This is a genomic window from Pseudosporangium ferrugineum (genome assembly GCF_003002065.1).
Lineage (GTDB): Bacteria > Actinomycetota > Actinomycetes > Mycobacteriales > Micromonosporaceae > Actinoplanes > Actinoplanes ferrugineus_A.
Genome location: NZ_PVZG01000028.1, coordinates 14,014 through 34,892 on the forward strand (window position 1 = coordinate 14,014; position 20,879 = coordinate 34,892).

The 20,879-nt window shown below is 73.4% G+C and carries 18 protein-coding genes; 7 read left to right on the top strand and 11 right to left on the bottom strand.

Annotated elements, in window-relative coordinates:
* The first annotated feature begins 35 nt into the window (after nt 1-35).
* Nucleotides 36-1,595 (top strand): class I SAM-dependent methyltransferase, encoded by a 1,560-nt coding sequence (locus CLV70_RS34760; protein WP_245908685.1) that lies wholly within the window; start codon nt 36-38, stop codon nt 1,593-1,595.
* Nucleotides 1,596-1,602: 7 nt separating this feature from the next.
* Here CLV70_RS34760 and CLV70_RS34765 read toward each other — a convergent pair whose 3' ends face one another.
* Entirely contained in the window at nt 1,603-2,181 is a 579-nt protein-coding gene (locus CLV70_RS34765) for a TetR/AcrR family transcriptional regulator (RefSeq protein ID WP_106130902.1), read from the bottom strand.
* 33 nt (nt 2,182-2,214) lie between these two features.
* Between CLV70_RS34765 and CLV70_RS34770 the strand changes: the two genes are divergently transcribed.
* The 5 genes from CLV70_RS34770 to CLV70_RS34790 all read left to right on the top strand — a co-directional run bounded on the left by CLV70_RS34770 (nt 2,215) and on the right by CLV70_RS34790 (nt 10,267).
* Entirely contained in the window at nt 2,215-3,012 is a 798-nt protein-coding gene (locus tag CLV70_RS34770; RefSeq protein ID WP_106130868.1) for a class I SAM-dependent methyltransferase, read from the top strand.
* Nucleotides 3,013-3,109: 97 nt separating this feature from the next.
* Nucleotides 3,110-3,823, top strand: coding sequence for a 4-carboxy-4-hydroxy-2-oxoadipate aldolase/oxaloacetate decarboxylase (locus tag CLV70_RS34775; RefSeq protein WP_106130869.1), 714 nt, complete (start codon nt 3,110-3,112; stop codon nt 3,821-3,823).
* A complete protein-coding gene (locus tag CLV70_RS34780; protein ID WP_106130870.1) occupies nt 3,820-4,605 on the top strand; it encodes an NAD(P)-dependent oxidoreductase in 786 nt (261 codons plus the stop codon). The genes CLV70_RS34775 and CLV70_RS34780 overlap by 4 nt, the downstream gene beginning before the upstream one ends.
* Nucleotides 4,602-5,618 carry an amidohydrolase family protein gene (locus tag CLV70_RS34785; protein WP_106130871.1) on the top strand — a complete coding sequence of 339 codons (1,017 nt, stop codon included), beginning with the start codon at nt 4,602-4,604 and terminating at the stop codon, nt 5,616-5,618. Before CLV70_RS34780 ends, CLV70_RS34785 begins: the two co-directional genes overlap by 4 nt.
* Nucleotides 5,619-5,998: 380 nt before the next feature.
* Nucleotides 5,999-10,267 carry a multicopper oxidase domain-containing protein gene (locus CLV70_RS34790; protein ID WP_106130872.1) on the top strand — a complete coding sequence of 1,423 codons (4,269 nt, stop codon included), beginning with the start codon at nt 5,999-6,001 and terminating at the stop codon, nt 10,265-10,267.
* 41 nt (nt 10,268-10,308) lie between these two features.
* On the opposite strand, the gene CLV70_RS34795 is transcribed toward CLV70_RS34790, so the two are convergent.
* The 4 genes from CLV70_RS34795 to CLV70_RS34810 form a co-directional block, all read right to left on the bottom strand.
* Complete coding sequence (locus CLV70_RS34795; RefSeq protein ID WP_106130873.1) at nt 10,309-10,680, bottom strand: nuclear transport factor 2 family protein; 372 nt, start codon at nt 10,678-10,680, stop codon at nt 10,309-10,311.
* Nucleotides 10,677-11,510, bottom strand: a complete 834-nt coding sequence (locus CLV70_RS34800; protein WP_106130874.1) for a DUF1684 domain-containing protein — start codon at nt 11,508-11,510, stop codon at nt 10,677-10,679. Before CLV70_RS34800 ends, CLV70_RS34795 begins: the two co-directional genes overlap by 4 nt.
* Nucleotides 11,511-11,541: 31 nt before the next feature.
* A complete protein-coding gene (locus tag CLV70_RS34805) occupies nt 11,542-13,119 on the bottom strand; it encodes an MFS transporter (protein ID WP_106130875.1) in 1,578 nt (525 codons plus the stop codon).
* 86 nt (nt 13,120-13,205) lie between these two features.
* Nucleotides 13,206-14,207 (bottom strand): NAD(P)/FAD-dependent oxidoreductase, encoded by a 1,002-nt coding sequence (locus tag CLV70_RS34810; RefSeq protein ID WP_106130876.1) that lies wholly within the window; start codon nt 14,205-14,207, stop codon nt 13,206-13,208.
* Nucleotides 14,208-14,254: 47 nt separating this feature from the next.
* On the opposite strand from CLV70_RS34810, the gene CLV70_RS34815 reads away from it, so the two are divergent.
* Nucleotides 14,255-14,854, top strand: a complete 600-nt coding sequence (locus CLV70_RS34815; protein WP_211304008.1) for an XRE family transcriptional regulator — start codon at nt 14,255-14,257, stop codon at nt 14,852-14,854.
* Nucleotides 14,855-14,971: 117 nt separating this feature from the next.
* Here the strand turns inward: CLV70_RS34815 and CLV70_RS41515 are convergent, their stop codons facing one another.
* The 6 genes from CLV70_RS41515 to CLV70_RS34845 form a co-directional block, all read right to left on the bottom strand.
* The gene (locus CLV70_RS41515) at nt 14,972-16,795 is read right to left on the bottom strand and encodes a glycoside hydrolase family 5 protein (RefSeq protein ID WP_106130877.1); all 1,824 of its coding nucleotides are present in this window, start codon (nt 16,793-16,795) and stop codon (nt 14,972-14,974) included.
* A 93-nt stretch (nt 16,796-16,888) separates the two neighbouring features.
* Nucleotides 16,889-17,041 carry an XdhC family protein gene (locus CLV70_RS39980; protein WP_158277902.1) on the bottom strand — a complete coding sequence of 51 codons (153 nt, stop codon included), beginning with the start codon at nt 17,039-17,041 and terminating at the stop codon, nt 16,889-16,891.
* A gap of 17 nt (nt 17,042-17,058) precedes the next feature.
* Nucleotides 17,059-17,490, bottom strand: coding sequence for an XdhC family protein (locus CLV70_RS34830; RefSeq protein ID WP_106130878.1), 432 nt, complete (start codon nt 17,488-17,490; stop codon nt 17,059-17,061).
* Complete coding sequence (locus CLV70_RS34835; protein ID WP_106130879.1) at nt 17,487-19,721, bottom strand: xanthine dehydrogenase family protein molybdopterin-binding subunit; 2,235 nt, start codon at nt 19,719-19,721, stop codon at nt 17,487-17,489. The genes CLV70_RS34830 and CLV70_RS34835 overlap by 4 nt, the downstream gene beginning before the upstream one ends.
* Nucleotides 19,718-20,215 (bottom strand): FAD binding domain-containing protein, encoded by a 498-nt coding sequence (locus tag CLV70_RS34840; RefSeq protein WP_106130880.1) that lies wholly within the window; start codon nt 20,213-20,215, stop codon nt 19,718-19,720. Before CLV70_RS34840 ends, CLV70_RS34835 begins: the two co-directional genes overlap by 4 nt.
* A gap of 112 nt (nt 20,216-20,327) precedes the next feature.
* Nucleotides 20,328-20,861, bottom strand: a complete 534-nt coding sequence (locus tag CLV70_RS34845; protein ID WP_106130881.1) for a 2Fe-2S iron-sulfur cluster-binding protein — start codon at nt 20,859-20,861, stop codon at nt 20,328-20,330.
* Between the last annotated feature and the right edge of the window lie 18 nt (nt 20,862-20,879).

Below are 20,879 nucleotides of genomic sequence, written 5' to 3' on the forward strand. Positions count from 1 at the left end.
AGGATCGCGTCCATCCGCCGGACGGCGTGGAAGGCGTGCAGGTCGTGGACGCCCGCCTCGGCGTCGACGTGCGCGGCCTCGGAGGCCAGGAACGCCGAGGCGGGGTGCACGCGTTCGCCGCGGCGGCGCAGCACCTCGGTGATCGGGTGCTGGGCGAGCCAGTCCACCTCGACGCCCGGGCGGTGCCGGCGCAGCGCCTCGGCGATCGCGACGTCGCGGCCGACGTGACCGAGACCGATCGGCGACGAGAGGAACAGGACCCGCCGGCCCGCCGGCGCGGGGCGGGCAGCGGCGTTCCCGGGCCGGTGAAGTCGCGCAGCAGCCGGTTGACCTCCACCGGCCGCCGGGTGTGCGGCAGGTGCCCGGAGCCGTCCAGCACCACGTCCCGCGCCCCGGTCAGCGCGGCGACGCCGGCCATCTCCGCCTGCGGCCGGCAGCCGTCCCGGGTGCCGCGGATGACCAGCACCGGGCAGCCGACGGCCCGCAGGACCGCCTCGGTGCCGGCCCGGCCGGTGGTGCAGCGGCGGCCCGCCTTCGACGCGATCAGCACCTCCGGCGTGGTCTGCAGCGCCCAGCCGACCGCGTCCTCCCGCTGCTTGCTGGGCGCCACCATGGCGGCCGGCGGGGTGGTCCTCGGCGAGCGGCTCGGCCTCTACCGCGCCCTCGCCGAGCGGCCGCGGACGCCGCAGGAGCTGGCCGCGGCCACCGGCACCGATCCGCGCTACGTCGAGGAGTGGCTGCGCGGGCAGGCCGCCGGTGGCTACGTGCGGTACGCCGACGGCACGTACTCGATGAGCGAGGAGCAGGCGTTCGCCCTCACCGACCCGGACGGCCCGGTGTTCGTGCCCGGCGCGTTCCAGCTGGCGCTCGGGTCGCTGAAGGCGCTGCCCCGGATCACCGAGGCGGTCCGTACGGGCGCCGGCGTGGGCTGGCACGAGCACGACGGCGACGTGTTCGACGGCTGCGAGCGGTTCTTCCGCCCCGGCTACCTGGCGAACCTGACGGCGTCCTGGCTGCCCGCCCTGGACGGGGTCGAGGACCGGCTGCGCGCCGGGGCGCACGTCGCCGACATCGGCTGCGGGCACGGGGCGTCGTCGGTGCTGCTGGCCGAGGCGTACCCGGCGGCGACGGTGCGGGGCTCGGACTATCACGAGGAGTCGGTGGCGGCTGCGCGCGTACGCGCCAAGGAGGCCGGCGTCGACGCCCGCGTGAGCTTCGACGTGGCCTCCGCGCAGACCTTCGCCGGTGGCCCGTACGACCTGGTCACGACGTTCGACGCGCTGCACGACATGGGCGACCCGCTCGGCGCCGCCCGGCACGTCCGCGAGTCGCTGACCCCGAACGGCACGTGGATGATCGTCGAGCCGTACGCGGGCGACGCGGTGCCGGACAACCTGAACCCGGTCGGGCGGGTCTACTACTCGTTCTCGACCTTCCTGTGCGTGCCGAACGCCCTGTCCCAGCCGGGCGGGTACGCCCTGGGCGCGCAGGCCGGCGAGGCGGCGATCCGCCGGGTGGCCACGGACGCCGGCTTCACCCGTTTCCGCCGGGTCGCCGAGACCCCGTTCAACCTGGTGTTCGAGGCCCGGCCCTGAGGGTGGCTCAGCGGGGCAGCACCGTCACGACGATCCTGAGCACCTCGGCGTGGGCCGGCGGGCCGTCGGACCGGCCGGCGGCGAGCAGGTGGCCGGAGCCGATGAGGGTCAGGGCGAGGGTGTCCACATCGGCGCCCGCGGGGAGCCGCCCGCGTTCGCGCTCCGCGGCGAGGTAGCCGGCGATCATCGCGGCGGCGTCGGTGAGCAGCGGCACGCCCGCCGGGTAGCTCTCGCGGAGCCGGGCGCGCAGGTCGTCGCGGAAGATGAGCAGCCCGACGAGGGCCACGGCGACGGAGGTGAACAGGTCCAGCAGGGCGGTCGTCACGTTGCCGGCCACCGTGCCCGTGCCGACGGTGGCGCGCAGCGCCGCGGCCTGGGCGCCGAGGCGGGTGACCCGGTCGCGCACGAGGTCGGCGAGGAACGCGTCGAAGTCGGCGAAGTGGCGGTGCAGCACCCCCTTCGCCACGCCCGCCTCGGCCGTCACCGCCCGGCTGGTCAGCGCGGCGGCGCCGGATCGCACGAGGACGCGTTCGGCGGCGGCGAACAGTTGCTCGCGCACGTCGCGCAGGGCGATCCCCGTGGGCATGCGCACCACTCTAGGTCCCGCTAGAGTGGGCGCATGCCCACTCTGAATTCTCCGGGGGAGAGCGCCGAGCCGCACCGGCACCGGGAGATGGCGGAATCGTTCGGCGTCGACGCCGAGCTGTACGACCGGGCCCGTCCGCGCTATCCCGCCGAGCTCGTCCGCCGGGTCGTCGCCGCCAGCCCCGGACCCGACGTGCTCGACGTCGGCATCGGCACCGGCATCGTGGCCCGGCAGTTCCGGGAGGCCGGCTGCCGGGTGCTGGGCGTCGACGCCGACGCCCGGATGGCCGAGCGGGCCCGCCGCGACGGTCTCGAGGTGGAGGTGGCCGCCTTCGAGCGGTGGGAGCCGGCCGGGCGGCGCTTCGACGCCGTGGTCGCCGGCCAGACGTGGCACTGGGTGGACCCGGTGGCGGGGGCGGAGAAGGCCGCCGCCGTGTTGCGGCCCGGCGGCCGGCTCGCCGTCTTCTGGAACGCCGCGGACCCCCCGCCAGAGGTGGCCGCCGGTCTCGCCGACGTGTATCGCGAGCTGATGCCGGAGCTGCCACCCGCGGCGGCGGGCGCGACCGGCGCGGCGGCGTACGCGGCGGGCGCCGGGCGGACGGCCGCCACGCTGCGCGGGACCGGCCTGTTCGCCGAGCCGGAGCAGTGGCGCTTCGACTGGGAGCAGGACTACACGGCCGCGCAGTGGCTCGATCACCTGCGGACGTCCGGTGCCCTCACCCGGCTGCCGGCCGACCGGGTCCCGGCCGTGCTCGCGAAGGCCGGGGCGGCGCTGCCCGGGCGTTTCACGGTGCGCTACGCGACCGTCGTGGCCACCGCCGCGGTGTGGTGATTGTCAACAAAGCTGAGAACAATCTTGACGCCGATCGCCGCGCACCGTACACCTTGGAGCACCGTTTCCGGGCCCTGAGGCGAACCGAGGTGCATCGATGACAGGTATGGCCGCGCACTACGTGGTGCGCCACGTCGATCGCGCCGATCCGGAGACCGTCGCGGCCCTGCGCGAGGCCGGCGTCGCCACCGTGCACGAGGCGGCGGGAAGGGCCGGGCTGCTCGGTCCGGAGGTCCGGCCGCGGCAGGAGGGCGCCGTGATCGCCGGCTCCGCGATCACCGTGTCCTGCCACCCCGGCGACAACCTCATGATCCACGCGGCGGTGGAGGTGTGCCGGCCCGGCGACGTCCTGGTGGTGACCACGACCTCGCCGTCCACCGACGGCATGGTCGGCGACCTGCTGGCCACCTCGCTGCGGGCCCGCGGCGTCGCCGGCCTGGTGTGCGACGCCGGGGTGCGCGACATCGCCACGCTGCGCGAGATGGGCTTCCCGGTCTGGTCGCGTGCCGTGCACGCCCAGGGCACGGTGAAGGCGACCCCGGGCTCGGTCAACGTTCCCGTGGTGGCCGCCGGCCGGCTCGTGCGGCCCGGCGACATCGTGGTGGCCGACGACGACGGGGTGCTGGTGCTGCCGGCGTCGTCCGGGCCGGCGGTGGCCGGCGCCGCGGCCGACCGGCTGGCCGGCGAGGCCGCCAAGCGCGAGCAGTTCGCCGCCGGCACGCTCGGGCTCGACCTCTACGGGCTGCGGCCGCTGCTGGACCGCCTCGGCGTGCGGTACGTCGACCGGCTCCCCGGCGGAGACGCGGCGTGAGCCGCCCGGAGCGCGTACGGATCGCCCTGCTCGGCCTCGGCGAGGCCGGCGGGACGATCGCCCGTGACCTGGTCGCCGCCGGTGCCGACGTGCGGGGCTACGACCCCGCCGTGCTGCCGCCGCCCGGGGTGGACGCCAGGTCCGACGAGGCCGACGCCGTCCGCGACGCCGGTCTCGTCCTGAGCGTCAACAGCGGCCACGACGCGCTGCCGGCCCTGGAGAACGCGGCGCCGGCGCTCGCGCCGGGCACCGTCTGGGCCGACCTGAACACGAGCGCCCCGGCCGTCAAGGAGGCTCTGGTACGCCGCAGCGCCGGCACCGGCGTCGACGTCGTGGACGTCGCGCTGATGGCGCCCGTGCCGGGCAAGGGACTGCGCACGCCGATGCTGGTGTCGGGAGAGGCCGCCGAGCGCTACGCCGGCCTGCTCGCCGCGTACGGCGCCGACGTGACCGTGCAGCCCGGACCGGCGGGCACGGCGATCTCCCGCAAGCTGCTGCGCAGCGTGTTCTACAAGGGCCTCGCCGCCGCGGTCGTGGAGGCGATGACGGCCGCCGAGGCCGCGGGCTGCGCCGACTGGCTGCGCGCCGACATCAGCGCCGAACTGGCCGGCTTCGACGAGCGGACCATCGACCGGCTGATCGACGGTACGCACACCCACGCCCGCCGCCGCGCCGACGAGATGACCGCGGCGAGCGAGCAACTGCTCGGGCTGGGCGTGCAGCCGCGCATCGCCGGTGCGGCACGGGACCTGCTCATCGCCCTCCGGGAGACCACTTCATGATCATCGACTGTCACGGGCACTACACCACCGCGCCGGCGGCGCACACCGGGTGGCGGGAGGCGCAGGTGGCGGCGTACCGGGCGGGGGAGGAGCCGCCGGCGTACCCGGACATCGGCGACGACGAGCTCCGGGAGACGGTCGAGGGCAGCCAGCTGCGCCTGATGGACGAGCGCGGCATCGACCTCACCCTGTTCTCCCCGCGCGCCTCGGCGATGGGTCACCACGTCGGCGACGAGGCGGTCAGCGCCGCCTGGACCCGCGCCTGCAACGACCTCGTGCACCGGGTCACCCGGCTCTTCCCGGGCCGCTTCGCCGGCGTCTGCCAGCTGCCCCAGTCGCCCGGCGTCCCGATCAGCCGGTCGGTGGCGGAGCTGCGGCGCTGCGTCGAGGAGCTCGGCTTCGTCGGCTGCAACCTCAACCCCGACCCCAGCGGTGGTCACTGGACGTCGGCGCCGCTCACCGATCCGGTCTGGTTCCCCCTGTACGAGGCGATGACCGAGCTGGGCGTACCGGCGATGGTGCACGTGTCCGCGGTGACCAACCCGAACTTCCACGCCACGGGGTCGCACTACCTGAACGCCGACACCACCGCGTTCATGCAGCTGCTGCAGTCCGACCTGTTCAGCACGTTCCCCACCCTGCGCCTGATCATCCCGCACGGCGGCGGGGCGGTGCCGTACCACTGGGGACGCTTCCGCGGCCTGGCCGACATGCTGCACCGCCCGTCGCCGGAGACGTCGCTGATGGACAACGTCTTCTTCGACACGTGCGTCTACCACCAGCCGGGCATCAGGCTCCTGTTCGACGTGATCGGCACGGACAGCCTCCTCTTCGGCTCCGAGATGGTCGGCGCCGTACGCGGCATCGACCCGCGGACCGGCCACCACTTCGACGACACCCGCCGCTACGTGGACGCCCTGGGCCTGCCTCCGGAGGATCTGCACAAGGTCTACGAGGCCAATGCCCGCCGGGTGTTCCCCCGCCTCGCCGCGACGGGCCCCGCGGCCGGCTGACCGTCGATCAATTCCCGGAATTGCCTGATGCGCGGGAATGGGCATCCCGGGAAATGTCGCCGCAATGGCTCCGGTCGATCGGGAAATTGTCCGGTCTCGGGCCCTCGGACCCGGTGCGTACGGCCGGCCTTCCCTGTTCCCGCGCTCCCGCCCCACCCCCCACTGGAATAAGTCGTCGCTCGGTGCGACGAGGGGGAGGGGATCGGAGTGAGACGGAGAACAGGTGTCCTGATAGCGGTTCTCACGCTCGTGCCCTTACGGGCGTTCAGGCTATTGATCAGAATGCGGCGGTCGCCGGTGAACGCACGGTTGCCGCCGCGGCCGCCGTCGCGGGCGGGCAGCGGCAGGCACCGAGACCGGATCCGAAACGCAAGAAGCGGGTGACCCAGAAGCAACGCGAGGCCGCCGCGGCGCGGGCCGCCAGGGAGGGCCTGCGGCTGCCGGTGCAGGGCAGGGCGAAGATGGCCGCGGCCACCGCCACCCCGCACTACTTCGGGCCGTACCCGAACTACGCCAACAGTCCCCTGCCGACGGTGACCGGGTCGGTCGTCGACGTGGGCAACCCGCTGACCGCCCGGCAGTTCGCCACCGACTACGCCAAGCCCCCGGGCGAGCTGGCCCCCGTGCTGGTCGTCGTGCCGCAGGCCCTGCCGCAGGGACTCGTGCAGGGCTTCAAGGTCTTCAACCAGGCGACGCCCGGTGGCTCGCCGAACCCGTCCGCCGGCAACGTGCTGCACGCGTACGTCCTGCGCCCGACCGGCACGGCCGGGCAGTACCGGGTGGTGTTCGACAGCGGCCTGCTCACCGTCCCGGCCACGAGCGATCCGGCCGGGCGGGTGGAGACGTTCGCCGTACCCCCGGTCGCGGTGCAGGCCGGTGACGTGGCCGCCTTCTACGGCCAGGGCGTACCGGTCGACACCGGCACCGGCGGCGACAAGCTGTACTACCCGTCGCCCACCGCGCCGGCGCAGGACGCCACGATCACCGTCGGCGCCGCGGGGTACCCGGAGTATCCGCAGGCCAGGACGTACTCGTTCGCGACGAGCGTGCTGGACCTGTCCGGCAACAACGACGTCGTCAGCGGCGGCCTCCGCAAGTTCGTCGACGGCCTGCCCGGGCTGAACGCGGCCGGCGCCAACAACCTCGGCCAGTACATCCCGGTCGCGGTGCCGGACACCACCACCTACCCGGGCTCGGACTACTACGAGATCGCCGTCGTCCAGTACCGCGAGAAGCTGCACAGCGACCTTCCGGCGACGCTGCTGCGCGGCTACGTCCAGCTGTCCACCGGCGTCGTGCCCGGTGCGCACGTCGCGCTCGAGACGGCGAACGCGGACGGCACGACGACTCCGGTCACCGATGCGGCGGGCCCGGTGTACGGCGTCGACAAGGCGCACTACCTCGGCCCGTTCATCGTCGCCCAGAAGGATCGCCCGGTCCGGATCAAGTTCCGCAACCTGCTGCCCACCGGCGCGGCCGGCGACCTGTTCCTGCCGGTGGACACGACGGTGATGGGCTCCGGGATGGGCCCGCAGATGGGCGGCATGGCCGAGCCGGACCCGCAGAACCCGATGTGCGGCGAGACGCCGAAGCCGGCCGGCTGCTACACCGGGAACCGGGCCACGCTGCATCTGCACGGCGGCGTCACACCGTGGATCAGCGACGGCACGCCGCACCAGTGGATCACCCCGGCCGGCGAGAACACGCCGTACCCCAAGGGGGTCAGCGTGAAGAACGTGCCGGACATGCCGGACCCCGGCGACGGCTCGCAGACGTTCTTCTACACCAACCAGCAGTCGGCGCGGATGATGTTCTACCACGACCACTCGTGGGGCATCACGCGGCTCAACGTGTACGCCGGTGAGGCCGCCGGGTACGTGATCTCCGACCGGGCCGAGCAGGCGCTGGTGGACGCGGGCGTGCTGCCCGGCGCCGACGCCACCCTGCCGCTGGTGATCCAGGACAAGACCTTCGTCCCCGAGACCGCGCAACTGGCCACCGAGGACCCGACGTGGGACGCCGCTCGCTGGGGCGGCAAGGGGCAGTTGTGGGCGCCGCACGTCTACATGCCGGCGCAGAACCCGGGTGACACCTCCGGGGTGAACGCGTTCGGCCGCTGGGCGTACGGGCCGTGGTTCTGGCCGCCGACGTCCGGGGTGACGAACGGGCCGATCGCCAATCCGTACTACGACCCCGCCTGCGACGCCGACACGGCCGGATGGTGCGAGCCGCCGCTGATCCCCGGCACGCCGAACGTGTCCATGAGCATGGAGGCGTTCAACGACACGCCGCTGGTGAACGGCACCGCGTACCCGACGGTCACGGTGGACCCGAAGTCCTACCGGTTCCGGATCCTCAACGCCGCCAACGACCGGTTCTGGAACCTGCAGTTCTACCAGGCCGACCAGAGCGGCACGGAGGTGGCGCTCAACGCCGCCGAGGTGGCCGCGGCGCAGACCGACCCGATCGTGTTCCCCACGCCCGACCTGGCGAAGAGCCCGCAGGGGCCGACGTTCGTCCAGGTGGGCACCGAGGGCGGCTTCCTGCCGTCGCCGGTGGTCGTACCGAACCAGCCGATCACCTGGGTGACCGACCCGACGGTGTTCAACGCCGGCAACGTCGACAAGCACGCCCTGCTGCTCGGCCCGGCCGAGCGCGCCGACACGGTCGTCGACTTCTCGCGGTTCGCGGGCAAGACGCTGATCCTCTACAACGACGCGCCGGCCGCGTTCCCGGCCCGGGACGCGCGCTACGACTACTACACCGGCGGACCGGACCTGCGGGACACCGGCGGCGCGCCGTCCACGCGGCCCGGGTACGGGCCGAACACCCGTACCGTCATGCAGATCAAGGTGGCGGACAAGGCGCCGGCCCCGGCGTACGACCTGGCCCGGCTGCAGGCCGCGTTCGCGCACCAGGCGGACGGCTCGGGCGTCTTCGAGTCCTCGCAGGACCCGATCATCGTCGGGCAGGGCGCCTACAACACGGCCTACGGCAGCACGTTCCGCAACTCCGCGCCGCGCGACGGCTTCGTCCGGATCACCGACACCAGCCTCGCCTTCAACACGTTGCAGGGTCAGGGCGCCACCCAGACCATGACCATGCCGCTGCAACCGAAGGCGATCCAGGACGAGCAGGGCGAGGCGTTCGACAAGGACTACGGACGGATGAGCGGCAACCTGGGCCTGGAGACACCCAACGCGCAAGGGGGACAACAGCAGAATCTGATCCTGTACCCGTTCATCAACCCCGCCAGTGAGGTTCTCGAGGGGGTCGAGCTGCCGGCCGGCGCGCGGGTGACACCGATCGCCTCCGCCGACGACGGCACCCAGATCTGGAAGATCACCCACAACGGGGTGGACACGCACCCGATCCACTTCCACCTCTTCCACGTCCAGCTGATCAACCGGGTCGGCTGGGACGGCATCATCCGCAAGCCTGAGCCGAGCGAACTGGGCTGGAAGGACACCCTGCGGGTCAGTCCGCTGGAGGACACCGTCGTCGCCATGCGGCCGGTCGTGCCCGCCTCGCCGTTCGGCGTCGAGGACAGCAAGCGGCCGCTGGACCCGTCCGCCCCGATCGGTTCGACCGCCGGGTTCAACAGCACCGACGCCAACGCGAACCCGATCACCCCGCCGATCACCAACCAGGTGGTCAACATGGGCTGGGAGTACGTCTGGCACTGCCACATCCTCAGCCACGAGGAGATGGACATGATGCGGCCGATCTCTGTCGGCGTCTCCCGCCGGCTGCCACCCGCACCGGTGGTGACCTGGACGCGCAACGGCGGCGTGCATCTCACGTGGGCCGACGGCACCCCGGTGACCGCGGACCTCGGCCCGACCTGGGGCAACCCGGCCGCCGAGGTGGGGTACCGGATCGAACGGGCCCCGGTGGCGGCCAACGGCAGCGTCGGCGCGTACGCGCAGATCGGTACGGCGCTGGCGAACGCGACCGGCTACGACGACACCGCCGCCGGGTCCACGCAGCGCTACCGCTACCGCGTCACGGCGTGGAACGCGGCCGGCGACGCGCGGTCCACGGCCGTGCTCGTGGGTCCGGCCGGTGGGACCGCACCCGCCGCGCCGGGTACGCCGTCCGCGACGCTGCAGGCCGGCCCGCAGGTGAGCCTGACCTGGCGGGACAACGCCACCACGGAGACCGGCTTCGTGGTGGAGCGGGCCACCGGCACCGGCCCGTTCGTGCCGATCGCCACGCCGGACGCCCGGAACAACACGGGCAACGTCACCGTCGCCGACCCGGCGGTGCAGCCGGCCACGGCGTACCAGTACAGGGTGAAGGCGGTCAACGGCGGTGGTTCGTCCGCGTACTCCGCGGTGGTCGCGGTGACCCTGCCGGCGCTGGCCGCGGCACCCACCGGGCTGGCGGCTTCCGCGGTGCGCGGCGCCGGCGCGACCGACCGGGTCACCCTGGCCTGGACCGACAACGCCACCGACGAGACCGGCTTCGTCATCGAGCGCAGCACGAGTCCGGGCTTCGCCACGGTCACCACGGCCACGGTGGGCGCCGGCGTCACCACGTGGACGCAGGCGACCGGGCGCAACCAGACGTATTACTACCGCGTCGCGGCCACCAACCTGGCCGGCCGGTCCGCCTGGGCGGGCCCGGCCACGGTGACCACGCCGTAGCCGGCGGGCGCCGGACCCACGCGGGTCCGGCGCCCGTCCGCTCAGCCGGCCTGCGGAGCCGGCACGAAGTGGGAGTACTCCTCGATGCGGGTGATGAGGCCGTTCTCGAAGCGGAAGTAGACCGCCGCGTGGACCTCGCCGCGCATACCGCCGGTCGTGGCGACGTGCACCACGTGCTGCTGGAGGACCTCGTCCCGCTGGGCGAACTGGCGGATGATCTCGTACCGCAGGGATTCGATGGTGTGGATCTTGTCCGCCATGCCCTTGACGTTCTCGTCGATCGTCGAGTCGCCCTTGCCGTCGTTGTGCCAGACGGTTGCCGTGTCCGCGCACATCGCGCGTGCGGTGTCCCAGTCCGCCCGCTCGAGGCTGCGCAGATAGGCGACCGCTTGTGCCTTCGGATCCTGAGTCACGATGTCCTGCTTCCGGTGTCGTCGAGGGGGTGGTCGTAGGTCAGCGCGCGTTCGCCGGCTTCGACGCGCAGGGGCAGGTGGTTGCCGGGCGGCGCCAGCGGGCACGTGAAGACGGCCGGCGCCAGGTGGTGGTGGGACAGGGTGGCCCGGTTGAAGTCGACGATGAGCCTGCTTCCCGGCTCCCGCGGAGGCAGCCGCAGCCAGCGGCCGATGGCCGGCGTGCCGTCGCCGCTGGTGTCGTCGGTGAAGACGACCAGCCGTTGACCGGGCTGCTCCTCCAGCACGGTGAACAGGTACTCGATGCCGTCGATGATGACCGCCAGGTCCACGGGCGCCGCGATGCTGCCGGTGCTCCGCGGCGAGGTCAGCCGCTCCACCTCGACGCTGCGGCCGGCGGGGGCTGCCCGGTATTCGCCCTCGTGGACCCAGGCCGGGTCGTACGGGTAGGCGTCGATGCCGCTGAGCCCCGAGCGGGCCGGCGCCCGATCGTCGAACACGACCAGGCTGTACGCCCCACTGCCGCCGCCGGCGAAGCCGGTCCGCGGGCCGGCGAACCCGATCGGGCCGCCGGACGGCACCTCGACGGTGCCGTCCACCGCCCGATCGCCGACCCGCACCCCGTCGGCGGCCGTGGCGGTCACCGTCAGGGCTCCCGAAGCGGTGGTGCCCCACTGCCCGGGTACGCCGGGGATCGCGGTGGGACCGGGACCGCTGATCACGGCCTTGGCCACCACCTTCGCCCTGCCGTTCGGGCCGGTGAGCTCGGCCCACCGTGCCGCGCGCCACGTCTCGTACTCGGCGGGCACGTCGTTCGCCGTCGTGGTTTCCATGGCATTCCCTTCCGTGATGGGGGATCTCTCGCTACGCGACCGGGGCGGGCTCGGCGTCGGCGGTCGTCTCGGCGGGCCGCTCCGTGGGGCCCCGGAACAGGACGAACAGCAGGACGGCCGCCATGACGGCGGTGCCCGCCCACATGGCCTGTTGCCAGCCGTCGATGAAGGCCTGGTGGGCGGCGTCGACGACCTGCCGGCGGTGGATGCCGGCGTTGCCGGCCACGTCCAGGGCGTTCGCGACCCCTTCGCGGGCGGTGTCCGCGGTGTCCGCGGGTACGCCGGACAGGCCGTCGCCGATGGCGTTGCGGTAGCCGGCGGACAGCAGCGCGCCGAGCATGGCGACGCCGAGCGCGGTGCCGAGCTCGCGGGTGACGTCGTTGAGCGCCGAGGCGACGCCCTGCTTCTCGCGCGGCAGGGAGCTGGTGATGGCCTCGGTCGAGGGCGTCATGGCGAAGCCCATGCCGATGCCCATGGCGATCATGCCCGGGAGGATGGACAGGTAGCCGCCGTCGACGGAGAGCATCGAGGCCATCAGGACGAGGCCCAGCCCGCCCAGCGCGATACCGGTCGCCATGGCGGCGCGGGCTCCGGTGCGGGCGGCCAGTTTGGGCGCGAGTCCGGAGGTCACCATCATCGCGAGGGCCATGGGCATCAGCGCCAGGGTGGACAGCAGGCCGGACCAGCCGAGTACGGCCTGGAAGAACGGGTAGAGGACCACGGCGATACCGGCCTGGACGCCGAAGACGACCAGCAGCGTGATCGATCCGCCGGCCAGGCCGCGGTCCCGGAAGAGCCGCACGTCGAGGAGCGAGGCCTCCCGGCGGCGCAGCTCCCACGCGACGAAGACGGCCAGGGCGGCGAGGCCGGTCACCAGGCTGATCACGGTGGCCGGGGCGCTCCAGCCGAGCGTCGGACCCTCGTGCAGCACGTAGATCAGGCTGACCACGGCCACGGAGGAGCTCAGGGCGCCGAAGGTGTCGAACCGGTGGCCGGAGTGCTCGCGGGAGTTCGGCACCGATCGCACGGTCATGGCCAGGGCCGCCGCGATGAGGACGACGGGCAGGACGAACAGCCAGCGCCAGGTGGCCACGTCGACCAGCAGGGCGGACAGGAACATGCCGAGGATCCCGCCGCCTCCGGCGACGCCGGTCCAGATGCCGATGGCCTTGCCGCGCTCGTCCTTCGGGAAGGTGGAGGTGATCACGGCCAGCGTGATCGGCATGATCATCGCGGCACCGACGCCGCTGAGCGCCCGCGCGGCCACCATGGTCCCGGAGTTCGGGGCCAGGGCCGCCGCGACGCTGGCGATGCCGAAGACGACGAGTCCCGCGATCAGCATGGGCTTGCGGCCCAGGCGGTCGCCGAGCGCGCCGAGCGGCAGCAGCAGCGCGGCCAGGGTGAGGGTGTAGATGTTGATCATCCACAGGACCGTGGTCTGCGAGGCGCCGAACTCGACCGCGAGGTGGGTCTGGGCGACGTTCAGCCCCGACACCGAGGCGATCACGGCCATCAGCGCGACGCAGACGGCGATCAGGATCGCGCGCAGGTGCCGGGCGTCGGGCGGGCGTACGTCCGGACTCGCCGCCGGGACCGGGTAGGAAGTCATGGGTGCCTCTCTCGTACGGGCGTGGCTGACCGGCGCCGCCTCTCGGGCGGCGCGAGCCGGTGGATGGGGAAGGTGGGGAAGGGTGGCTAGGCCGGCGTGGCGTGCCGGATCGTCGCGACGGCCGCGTCGGTGTCGGCGGTCGCCAGCGCGGCGTTGATGTGGGCGCCGGAGAGGGCGCCGGCGGCTGCCGCGGCGCCGACCTGGGCGGTGAGATCGGTGGCGTTGCCCGCCACCCAGACACCGGGCACCTCGGTGGCTCCGGCGATGCCCGAGGCGAACCGGCGGGCGCCGGGCAGGTCCTCCATCGGCAGGCCGAGACCGTCGAGGCCCTCGGTGCGGGCCTGCATCGCGGTCGCGACGGCGAGGATCCGGCGTGCGATCACGGTGCCGTCGGTCAGGCGTACGCCGGCGAGGGCACCGTCCGCATCATCGACGACCCGTTCCACCGGGGTGTCGATGACGCGGATGGCGCGCGCGGTGAACCGCAGGCGGGTGTCGTCGTCCAGGTCGGTGCCGCGGGTGAAGTAGACGAGGTCTCCGGTCAGCTGGCGGAACAGCAGGGCGTGATGCACCGAGGACGGGCCGGTCGCGAGGACGCCGATGGGCTGATCGCGCACCTCCCAGCCGTGGCAGTAGGGGCAGTGGACGACACTGCCGCCCCAGTGGTCGCTCAGTCCGGGAACGCCGGGAAGGACGTCGCGCAGGCCGGTGGCGACCAGCACCCGGCGCGCGGTGACCGTGCGGGCGTCGGCGAGCGTCACCACGAAGCGCAGGTCCCCGCCGGGGGACGGCGCTGCGGGGTGGGCGGCGACGACCCGGCCGCGCACGACGAGGCCGCCGTAGGAGCGGACTTGGCGCCGCGCCGTCTCGAGCAGCTCGAGCGGGGGAGTCCCGTCGAGCCCGATGAAGCCGTGCATGGCCTCCGCGGGGGCGTTGCGCGGGTCGCCGCCGTCGAGGACGACGACCGTCCGCCGGGACCGGGCGAGCATCAGCGCACCGTTGAGCCCGGCGGCACCGCCGCCGATCACCACGACATCGACGGTCGCGCCCGGTACGGCGTCACGGCGGTAAGCGGCAATCTCGGACATGTGCCGAGTGAAGCAGCATTATGCGCTCGGGACATACAATCTTGCTCATGACGCAAGCAGAAGGCGGCCTGGACAGCCTCGTACGCAAACGTATCCGTGCGCTGAGGGTCGCCCAGGGCCTCTCGCTGGAAGATCTCGCCGCCCGGACCCGCTTCAGCCAGTCGTCGCTGAGCCGCATCGAGAACGGGCAGCGCCGCCTCGCCCTCGATCAGCTCGTCGTTCTCGCCAAGGCCCTGGACACCACCCTGGATCAGCTCGTGGAGACCGCCTCCGACGACGTGATCACCAGTCCCGCCATCGACGGCGCCCACGGCCTGATGCGCTGGGCCCTGAAGTCGGATCCCGGCATGAGCGTGATCCGCCAGCGGATGACCGAGCCACCACCGGACAACCCGGCCCGGCTGCGCGCCCACCCGGGCCGGGAATGGCTCGTCGTGCTGTCCGGCGCCGCGATCCTCCTGCTGGGCCACCGTCGCCTCAGAATCGAGACGAACCAGGCCGCGGAATTCCCCACCATGATCCCGCACGCCATCGGCACCGCGGGCGGCCCCTGCGAGATCATGGGCATCTTCGACCGCGACGCCCGCCGCGGCCACCAGCGGTCCGACGACAAGAAGTGCGACGGCCCGAGCATCGCCTGCGATTAGCCCGGAGCCCGGAGCCCGTGCCGTCGGGCGGCGGCCGGGCACCCACGGCGGCCGGGCACCCACGGCGGCCGGGCACCCACGGCGGCCGGGCACCCACCGGTGCCCGGCCGCGCGTCGTCAGCTGCTGGAGCCGGAGCGGATCCGGTCCCGGATGAAGGCGCCGGACTCGGTCAGCACCCCGTCCCCGGCGAAGTCGGTGCCGCGGCAGGTGCCCTGCCGGAACGCCGAGTTCGTCTCGCGGCCGTCGGAGAAGCTCCACATCGCGTACCCGATCTTGTTGGCCTTGAGCAGGTCGAGCCACTCGGTGGCGCTGGCCAGATCGTTGGCGCCGTCGCCGGTGAACGTCTGGGTGCCGAACTCCGAGACGAACAGCGGCAGGCTCCGGGCCGCCCGGGCCACCACCGCACGCCGGTCCGCGCCGTGCGAGGCGGCGTAGAAGTGGAACGTGTACATGACGTTCTCGAAGTCGACCGGGTCCTCGAGGATCTCGGTCTCGTCGGCGCCGTCGGTCAGCCCCAGCGACGAGAAGCCGCGGGTGCCGACCAGCACCACGCTGTCCGGTGCGTTGCCGCGGATCACCGGGATGACCTCGTCGGCGTACGTCTTGATGTTGTCCCAGCTGGTGCCGTTGGGCTCGTTGGCGATCTCGTAGATCACGTTGTCCTGGTCCGCGTGTTCCGCGGTCACGTCCTCGAAGAAGGTCTTCGCCCGGTCCAGGTTGAACAGCGGGTCGCCGGGCGTGAGGATGTGGAAGTCGACGATCACGTAGAGCCCCAGCTCGGTGGCGTCGTCGACGAGCCCGTTCACCTTGGCGGTGAAGCCGGCCGGGTCGGTCTCCAGACCCCCTTCCTGTACGTACATGGACAGCCGGATGAAGTCGGCCTTCCAGTCGTTGCGCAGCGCGTCCAGCGAGCCGGCGTTGACGCAGTCCGGGAAGAACTGCAAGCCGTGGCTGCTCATGCCGCGCAGCTGGATCGCCGTGCCGGCCTCGTTGCACAGCTTGACGCCGCAGACGCTGAGCTTGCCGTTGACCGCCACCGGCGATCCGGCGGGCGCGTCACCGGCGTCCGGGGCGTCCGGGGCCTCCGGCGCCTGCGATGGCTCCGGGGCGGCCGTGGTCGCCTCCGGTTCGGGTGCCGCACCGCCACCCTGATTCAGCGTGCAGGTCTGGAGTTCCTCGGCGTTGAGGTCGGGCTTGGCGGCGTTGCGGCCGATCGCGGTCTCGATGCGGTTGATGGTGGCGAACCGCTTGCTGGCCAGGGGGCCGAGGATGGCGTTCTGGATGAAGTTGGGGCCGCCCTGGCCGACGGTGTCGCGGATGCGCTGGTCGGCCTCGGCGATCTGGGTGTCGAGAAGTTCCAGGTTGCGGTCGACGTCGGCCTTCTGCTGTGCCGGCACGGGCACCGGGATGGTCACGTCGGGACAGCTGACGGTCGGCAGGCCGCCGGCGTCGCCGTTGCCGCCCGCGTCACCCGCGTCGCCCTCGGGCAGCTCCGTGTCCTGCTGCGGTGACGAGCCACCGCCCTTGTTCAAGCCGCACGTCTGTAGTTTCTCGGCGTTGAGGTCGGGCTTGGCGGCGTTGCGGCCGATCGCGGTCTCGATGCGGTTGATGGTGGCGAACCGCTTGCTGGCGAGCGGGCCGAGGATGGCGTTCTGGATGAAGTTGGCGCCGCCCTGGCCCACGGTGTCCCGGATCCGCTGGTTGGCCTCGGCGATCTGCGTGTTCAGCAGCTCCAGGTTGCGCCGCACGTCGGCGGCCTGCTGGGCGGGCACCGCGACCGGGATCGCCACGTTGGGGCAGTTGACGGTCGGCAGGGCGTCCTCGGACGCCGACGCGACGCCGAGGCCGACCCCGACGACGGCCACCGCCGTGCCCGCGACCACGCCGATCTTCCAGCGCGGCGCCCTGAGGCGGGATGTTCTGAATCGCGATCTGTCCATGGGAACCCGCGCCTTCCGAGTCGGCACACCGATTTCGCTCTGCCGTCCCGTACGGGAGCGCTCCCATCCCCGGATCAACGCTTAAGGCGGATTTCATCCGCGTCGCGGCCGGACCGAGAGGATCTGGCCGATGACGGCCGTGGCGATCTCGGCCGGCGTCCGGGCGCCGAGGTCCAGCCCGGCCGGGGCGTGGACGGTGCCGGGCCGCGGCCGGTCGCCGAGGGCCTCGGCCAGCAGGCTGTTCACCCGGGCATGCGAGCCGATCAGGCCGACATAGAACGGCGTCGCGGGCCGGTCCGCAGGCCGGGCCGGCGGGTGGTACGGGCGGCGGCCAGCGCGGCCAGGCTCAGGTCGGCGGCCAGCGGGCCGCGCGGCTCCACCAGGACGTCGATGATCCCCGCGCAGCCGCTGCCGTAGCCCATCACGACGTCGCCGGGATCGGTGGTGTCGAAGCGCAGGATCCGCGGCTCGCCGCTGCGGGACACGGCCAGGGCCTCGTCGACGACGTCGGCCTCCAGGCAACCGCCGCTGACCCCGCCGACCGTGGAGCCGTCGGGCAGCACGAGCATCCGCGAGCCCGCCCGGCGGTAGGCGCTGCCGGTCACGGCGAGCACCGTCGCCAGCGCCCCGCCGCTCTCGGCCGCCGCCGCGGCCAGGATCGCCTCGTCCTCCCCGATCGCCGGCGGGGCGGTCACAGCAGCTTGTCCAGGGTGATCGGCAGGTCCCGTACGCGCACCCCGACTGCGTTGTAGACCCCGTTGGCGACCGCCGCGGCCACCCCGACGATGCCGATCTCCCCGATGCCGTGGGCGCCCAGCGGCGTGCGGGGATCGGGGATGCCGGTCCAGATGACGTCGATGTCCCCCACGTCGGCGTGCACCGGGAGGTGGTACTCGGACAGGCTCGGGTTCATGATCCGCCCGGTGCGGCCGTCGACCTGGGTCTCCTCCATGAGCGCCATGCCCAGGCCCATGATGATGCCGCCGCGGAACTGCCCGGCGGCGGTGCGGGCGTTGAGGATCCGCCCGCAGTCGAAGGAGCCCACGATCCGGGGCACCCGGACCTCGCCGGTCACGTCGTTGACGCGTACCTCGGCGAAGACGGCCCCGTAGGAGTGGATCGACCAGGCGCCCATCTCCGCCGGCGGGGGAGCTGCCTGCTCCGCCCGCAGCTCGGTCAGCCCGGCGCGCGCCAGCAGGGCGTCGTACGGTTCCCAGGCGTCCGGGTCGTCCAGGCGGCACAGCCCGCCGTCCCGGGTGGCGACGGTGTCCGCCGTGCACCCGGCGAGCGGGGAGCCGGTGCCGGCGGCGGCCCCCGCGGCCAGCAGCCCGCCCACCAGCTCGCGATGGGCGGCGGCCACCGCGGCGGCGAGGGAGGCGGTCTGCTGGGAGCCGGCGGCCATGATGACGCCGGGCAGCGTGGAGTCGCCGTACGAGACGGACACCGCGGTCAGCGGCACCGCGAACCGTTCCGCGGTGATCTGGGCCAGGACCGTGGCCGTGCCCATGCCCATCTCGTGCGCCGCGGCCTCCACGCCGACGCGGCCTCCCGGCTGCAGCACGAGGCGGGCGGCGCCGCCGGGGAAGCGCACGTACGGGTAGGTCGCGGCGGCCGTACCGGCGCCGACCCACCACTCTCCCTCGCGGCGGGCCCGGGGGACGGCGCTGCGGGCGGACCAGCCGAACCGTTCGGCACCGGCCCGGTACGCCTCGACCGCGTGCCGGGAGGAGAAGGGCCGCCCGGTCACCGGCTCGGTTTCGGGTTCGTTGCGGAGGCGCAGCTCCACCGGGTCGATGCCCAGCTCGTGGGCGAGTTCGTCGATCGCCGACTCCAGCGCGAAGCTGCCCGGCGCCTCCCCGGGCGCGCGCATGTAGAAGTTGGCGACGGTGTCCATCAGGGCGCGGTCCACCTCCAGCCGGAAGCTGCCGGCCGCGTACAGCGCACCGGTCGCCGAGGTCACCGCCTCCGGCACCGCGTTGTGCTCGGTCATCGCCATCAGTCCGGTGTGGATGATCGCATCGAAGCGCCCGTCGGCCCGCGCGCCGATCGCCACCCGCTGCTCGGTCAGGGTCCGGCCGCCGACGAGCCGGTAGACGCCCTCGCGGCTCAGGGCCGCGCGTACCGGGCGCCGGGTCATCCGCGCCGCGGCGGCGGCCAGGATCAGGTACGACCACAGCCCCTTGCCGCCGAACCCGCCGCCCACGAACGGGGCGGACACGCGTACCTGGTCCGGCCGCAGGCCGAACACCTCCGCGAGGGAGACGGCGACCTGGCTCACCAGTTGGGTGCAGTCGTGCACCACCAGGGTGTCACCGTCCCACACCACGGTCGCCGCGTGCGGTTCCATCGCGTTCTGGCTCTCCCGCGGGGTGGTGTACGTGTGGTCCACGCTGACCGCCGCAGCCGACAGGGCGGCGTCGGCGTCGCCGGACACGGTGGTCAGCGGCATCCCGTAGTTCGAGGCGCGGGCCGTGCCCCGGGCCTTGGCGGCGGACCAGGTCGTCACGGCGGGCTCGGCGGCGTAGCTCGGCGTGACCAGTTCGGCGGCCCGGTCCGCCCGCTCCTGGGTGTCGGCCAGCACGACCGCCACCGCCTGGCCGTTCCAGCGCACCCGGTCGTCCCGCATGACCGGCAGGTTGTCGCCCGAGGCTCCCATCGGGTGCAGCGCGAAGGCCGGCGGGGCGGCCATCGGCGGGGCGTTGCGGTGGGTCATCACCAGCGCCACGCCGGGGCTGTTCTCCGCGGCGGCGACGTCCAGCCCGGTGATGCGCCCCTTGGCGACGGTGCTGTGGACGAAGGCCGCGTACAGCAGGCCCGGCATCGGCACCTCGGCGGCGAACCGGGCGGTGCCGGTGACCTTGACCCGGCCGTCCCGCCGCGGCACCGGGGCGCCCAGGACGTCCGGGCCGGTGGTGGGTGTGCTCATGCCGCTGCTCCGCTCAGCTGGGCCAGCACCGCCGTTGCGGTACGGCGGGCGAGTTCGATCTTGAAGGCGTTGTCCCGCAGCGGCACCGCCGGCGCCAGCTCGGTCCGCAGGGCGTCGGAGAAGGCCGCGGTGGTCGCCGGCCCGCCGCGCAGCAACTCCTCGGCCCGCCGGGCCCGCCACGGCTTGTGCGCCACTCCGCCGAGCGCCAGCCGTACGCCGGCCACCCGCCCGTCCTGGACCCTCAGCGCCGCCGCCACGGAGACCAGGGCGAACGCGTAGCTGGCCCGGTCGCGCACCTTGCGGTAGGCCGAGGTCGCGGCGATCGGCAGCGCGGGCAGCTCCACCGCGGTGATCAGCTCGGCGGGGCGCAGCACGGTGTCGACGTCGGGCCGGTCACCGGGCAGCCGGTGCAGGTCGGTCACCGCGACCACCCGGTCCCCGCCGGGCCCGGACAGGTGCACGGTGGCGTCCAGCGCGGCCAGGGCCACGCCCATGTGCGCATCAGGTCCACGAGGTTGGTGCCCGCGCCCAGGTAGGTGGCGCCGGTGGCCGCACCCAGCCGGAGCGCCTCGGCGCGGTCGGCGGCGCGGTCGTAGGTGAAGGAGATCATCGGCCGGCCCCCGCGTACGTCGTGGCGATCGCGGCGACGATGCCGTGGTGCGCGCCGCAGCGGCACAGGTTGCCGCTCATCCGCTCGCGGATCTCCGCGGTGGTCAGCTCCACCTCGGACCGCGTGACGTCGGCGGTGACGTGGCTGGGGACGCCGCGGCGCGCCTCGGCGGCCATGCCGACGGCCGAGCACAGCTGCCCGGGAGTGCAGTAGCCGCACTGGAACCCGTCGTGGTCGATGAACGCCTCCTGCAACGGGTGCAGGTCACCGTCCGCGAGCCCCTCCACCGTGGTGACCGAGCGGCCCTCGTACTGGACGGCCAGCGTCAGGCAGGAGAGGATCCGCTCCCGGTCGCCGCCGGTACGGCCGTCGACCAGCACGGTGCACGCCCCGCAGGCGCCCTGGTCGCAGCCCTTCTTGGTGCCCGGCAGGCCGGCGTACTCGCGCAGCAGATCCAGCAGTGACACCCGCGGGTCGTCCGGCAGCGGGACCGGATCGCCGTTGACGGTGACGGATCGGTCGGTGGTCATCGTGAGGTGCCTCCTTGT

Coding starts and splice junctions, on each gene's coding strand:
- CLV70_RS34775 (WP_106130869.1), top strand. CDS start 3,110: ATGACAGGTATGGCCGCGCACTACGTGGTGCGCCACGTCGATCGCGCC.
- CLV70_RS34800 (WP_106130874.1), bottom strand. CDS start 11,510: ATGGAAACCACGACGGCGAACGACGTGCCCGCCGAGTACGAGACGTGG.
- CLV70_RS34845 (WP_106130881.1), bottom strand. CDS start 20,861: ATGACCACCGACCGATCCGTCACCGTCAACGGCGATCCGGTCCCGCTG.
- CLV70_RS41515 (WP_106130877.1), bottom strand. CDS start 16,795: ATGGACAGATCGCGATTCAGAACATCCCGCCTCAGGGCGCCGCGCTGG.
- CLV70_RS34805 (WP_106130875.1), bottom strand. CDS start 13,119: ATGACTTCCTACCCGGTCCCGGCGGCGAGTCCGGACGTACGCCCGCCC.
- CLV70_RS34835 (WP_106130879.1), bottom strand. CDS start 19,721: ATGAGCACACCCACCACCGGCCCGGACGTCCTGGGCGCCCCGGTGCCG.
- CLV70_RS34770 (WP_106130868.1), top strand. CDS start 2,215: ATGCCCACTCTGAATTCTCCGGGGGAGAGCGCCGAGCCGCACCGGCAC.
- CLV70_RS34840 (WP_106130880.1), bottom strand. CDS start 20,215: ATGGGCGTGGCCCTGGCCGCGCTGGACGCCACCGTGCACCTGTCCGGG.
- CLV70_RS34785 (WP_106130871.1), top strand. CDS start 4,602: ATGATCATCGACTGTCACGGGCACTACACCACCGCGCCGGCGGCGCAC.
- CLV70_RS34815 (WP_211304008.1), top strand. CDS start 14,255: ATGACGCAAGCAGAAGGCGGCCTGGACAGCCTCGTACGCAAACGTATC.
- CLV70_RS34765 (WP_106130902.1), bottom strand. CDS start 2,181: ATGCCCACGGGGATCGCCCTGCGCGACGTGCGCGAGCAACTGTTCGCC.
- CLV70_RS34810 (WP_106130876.1), bottom strand. CDS start 14,207: ATGTCCGAGATTGCCGCTTACCGCCGTGACGCCGTACCGGGCGCGACC.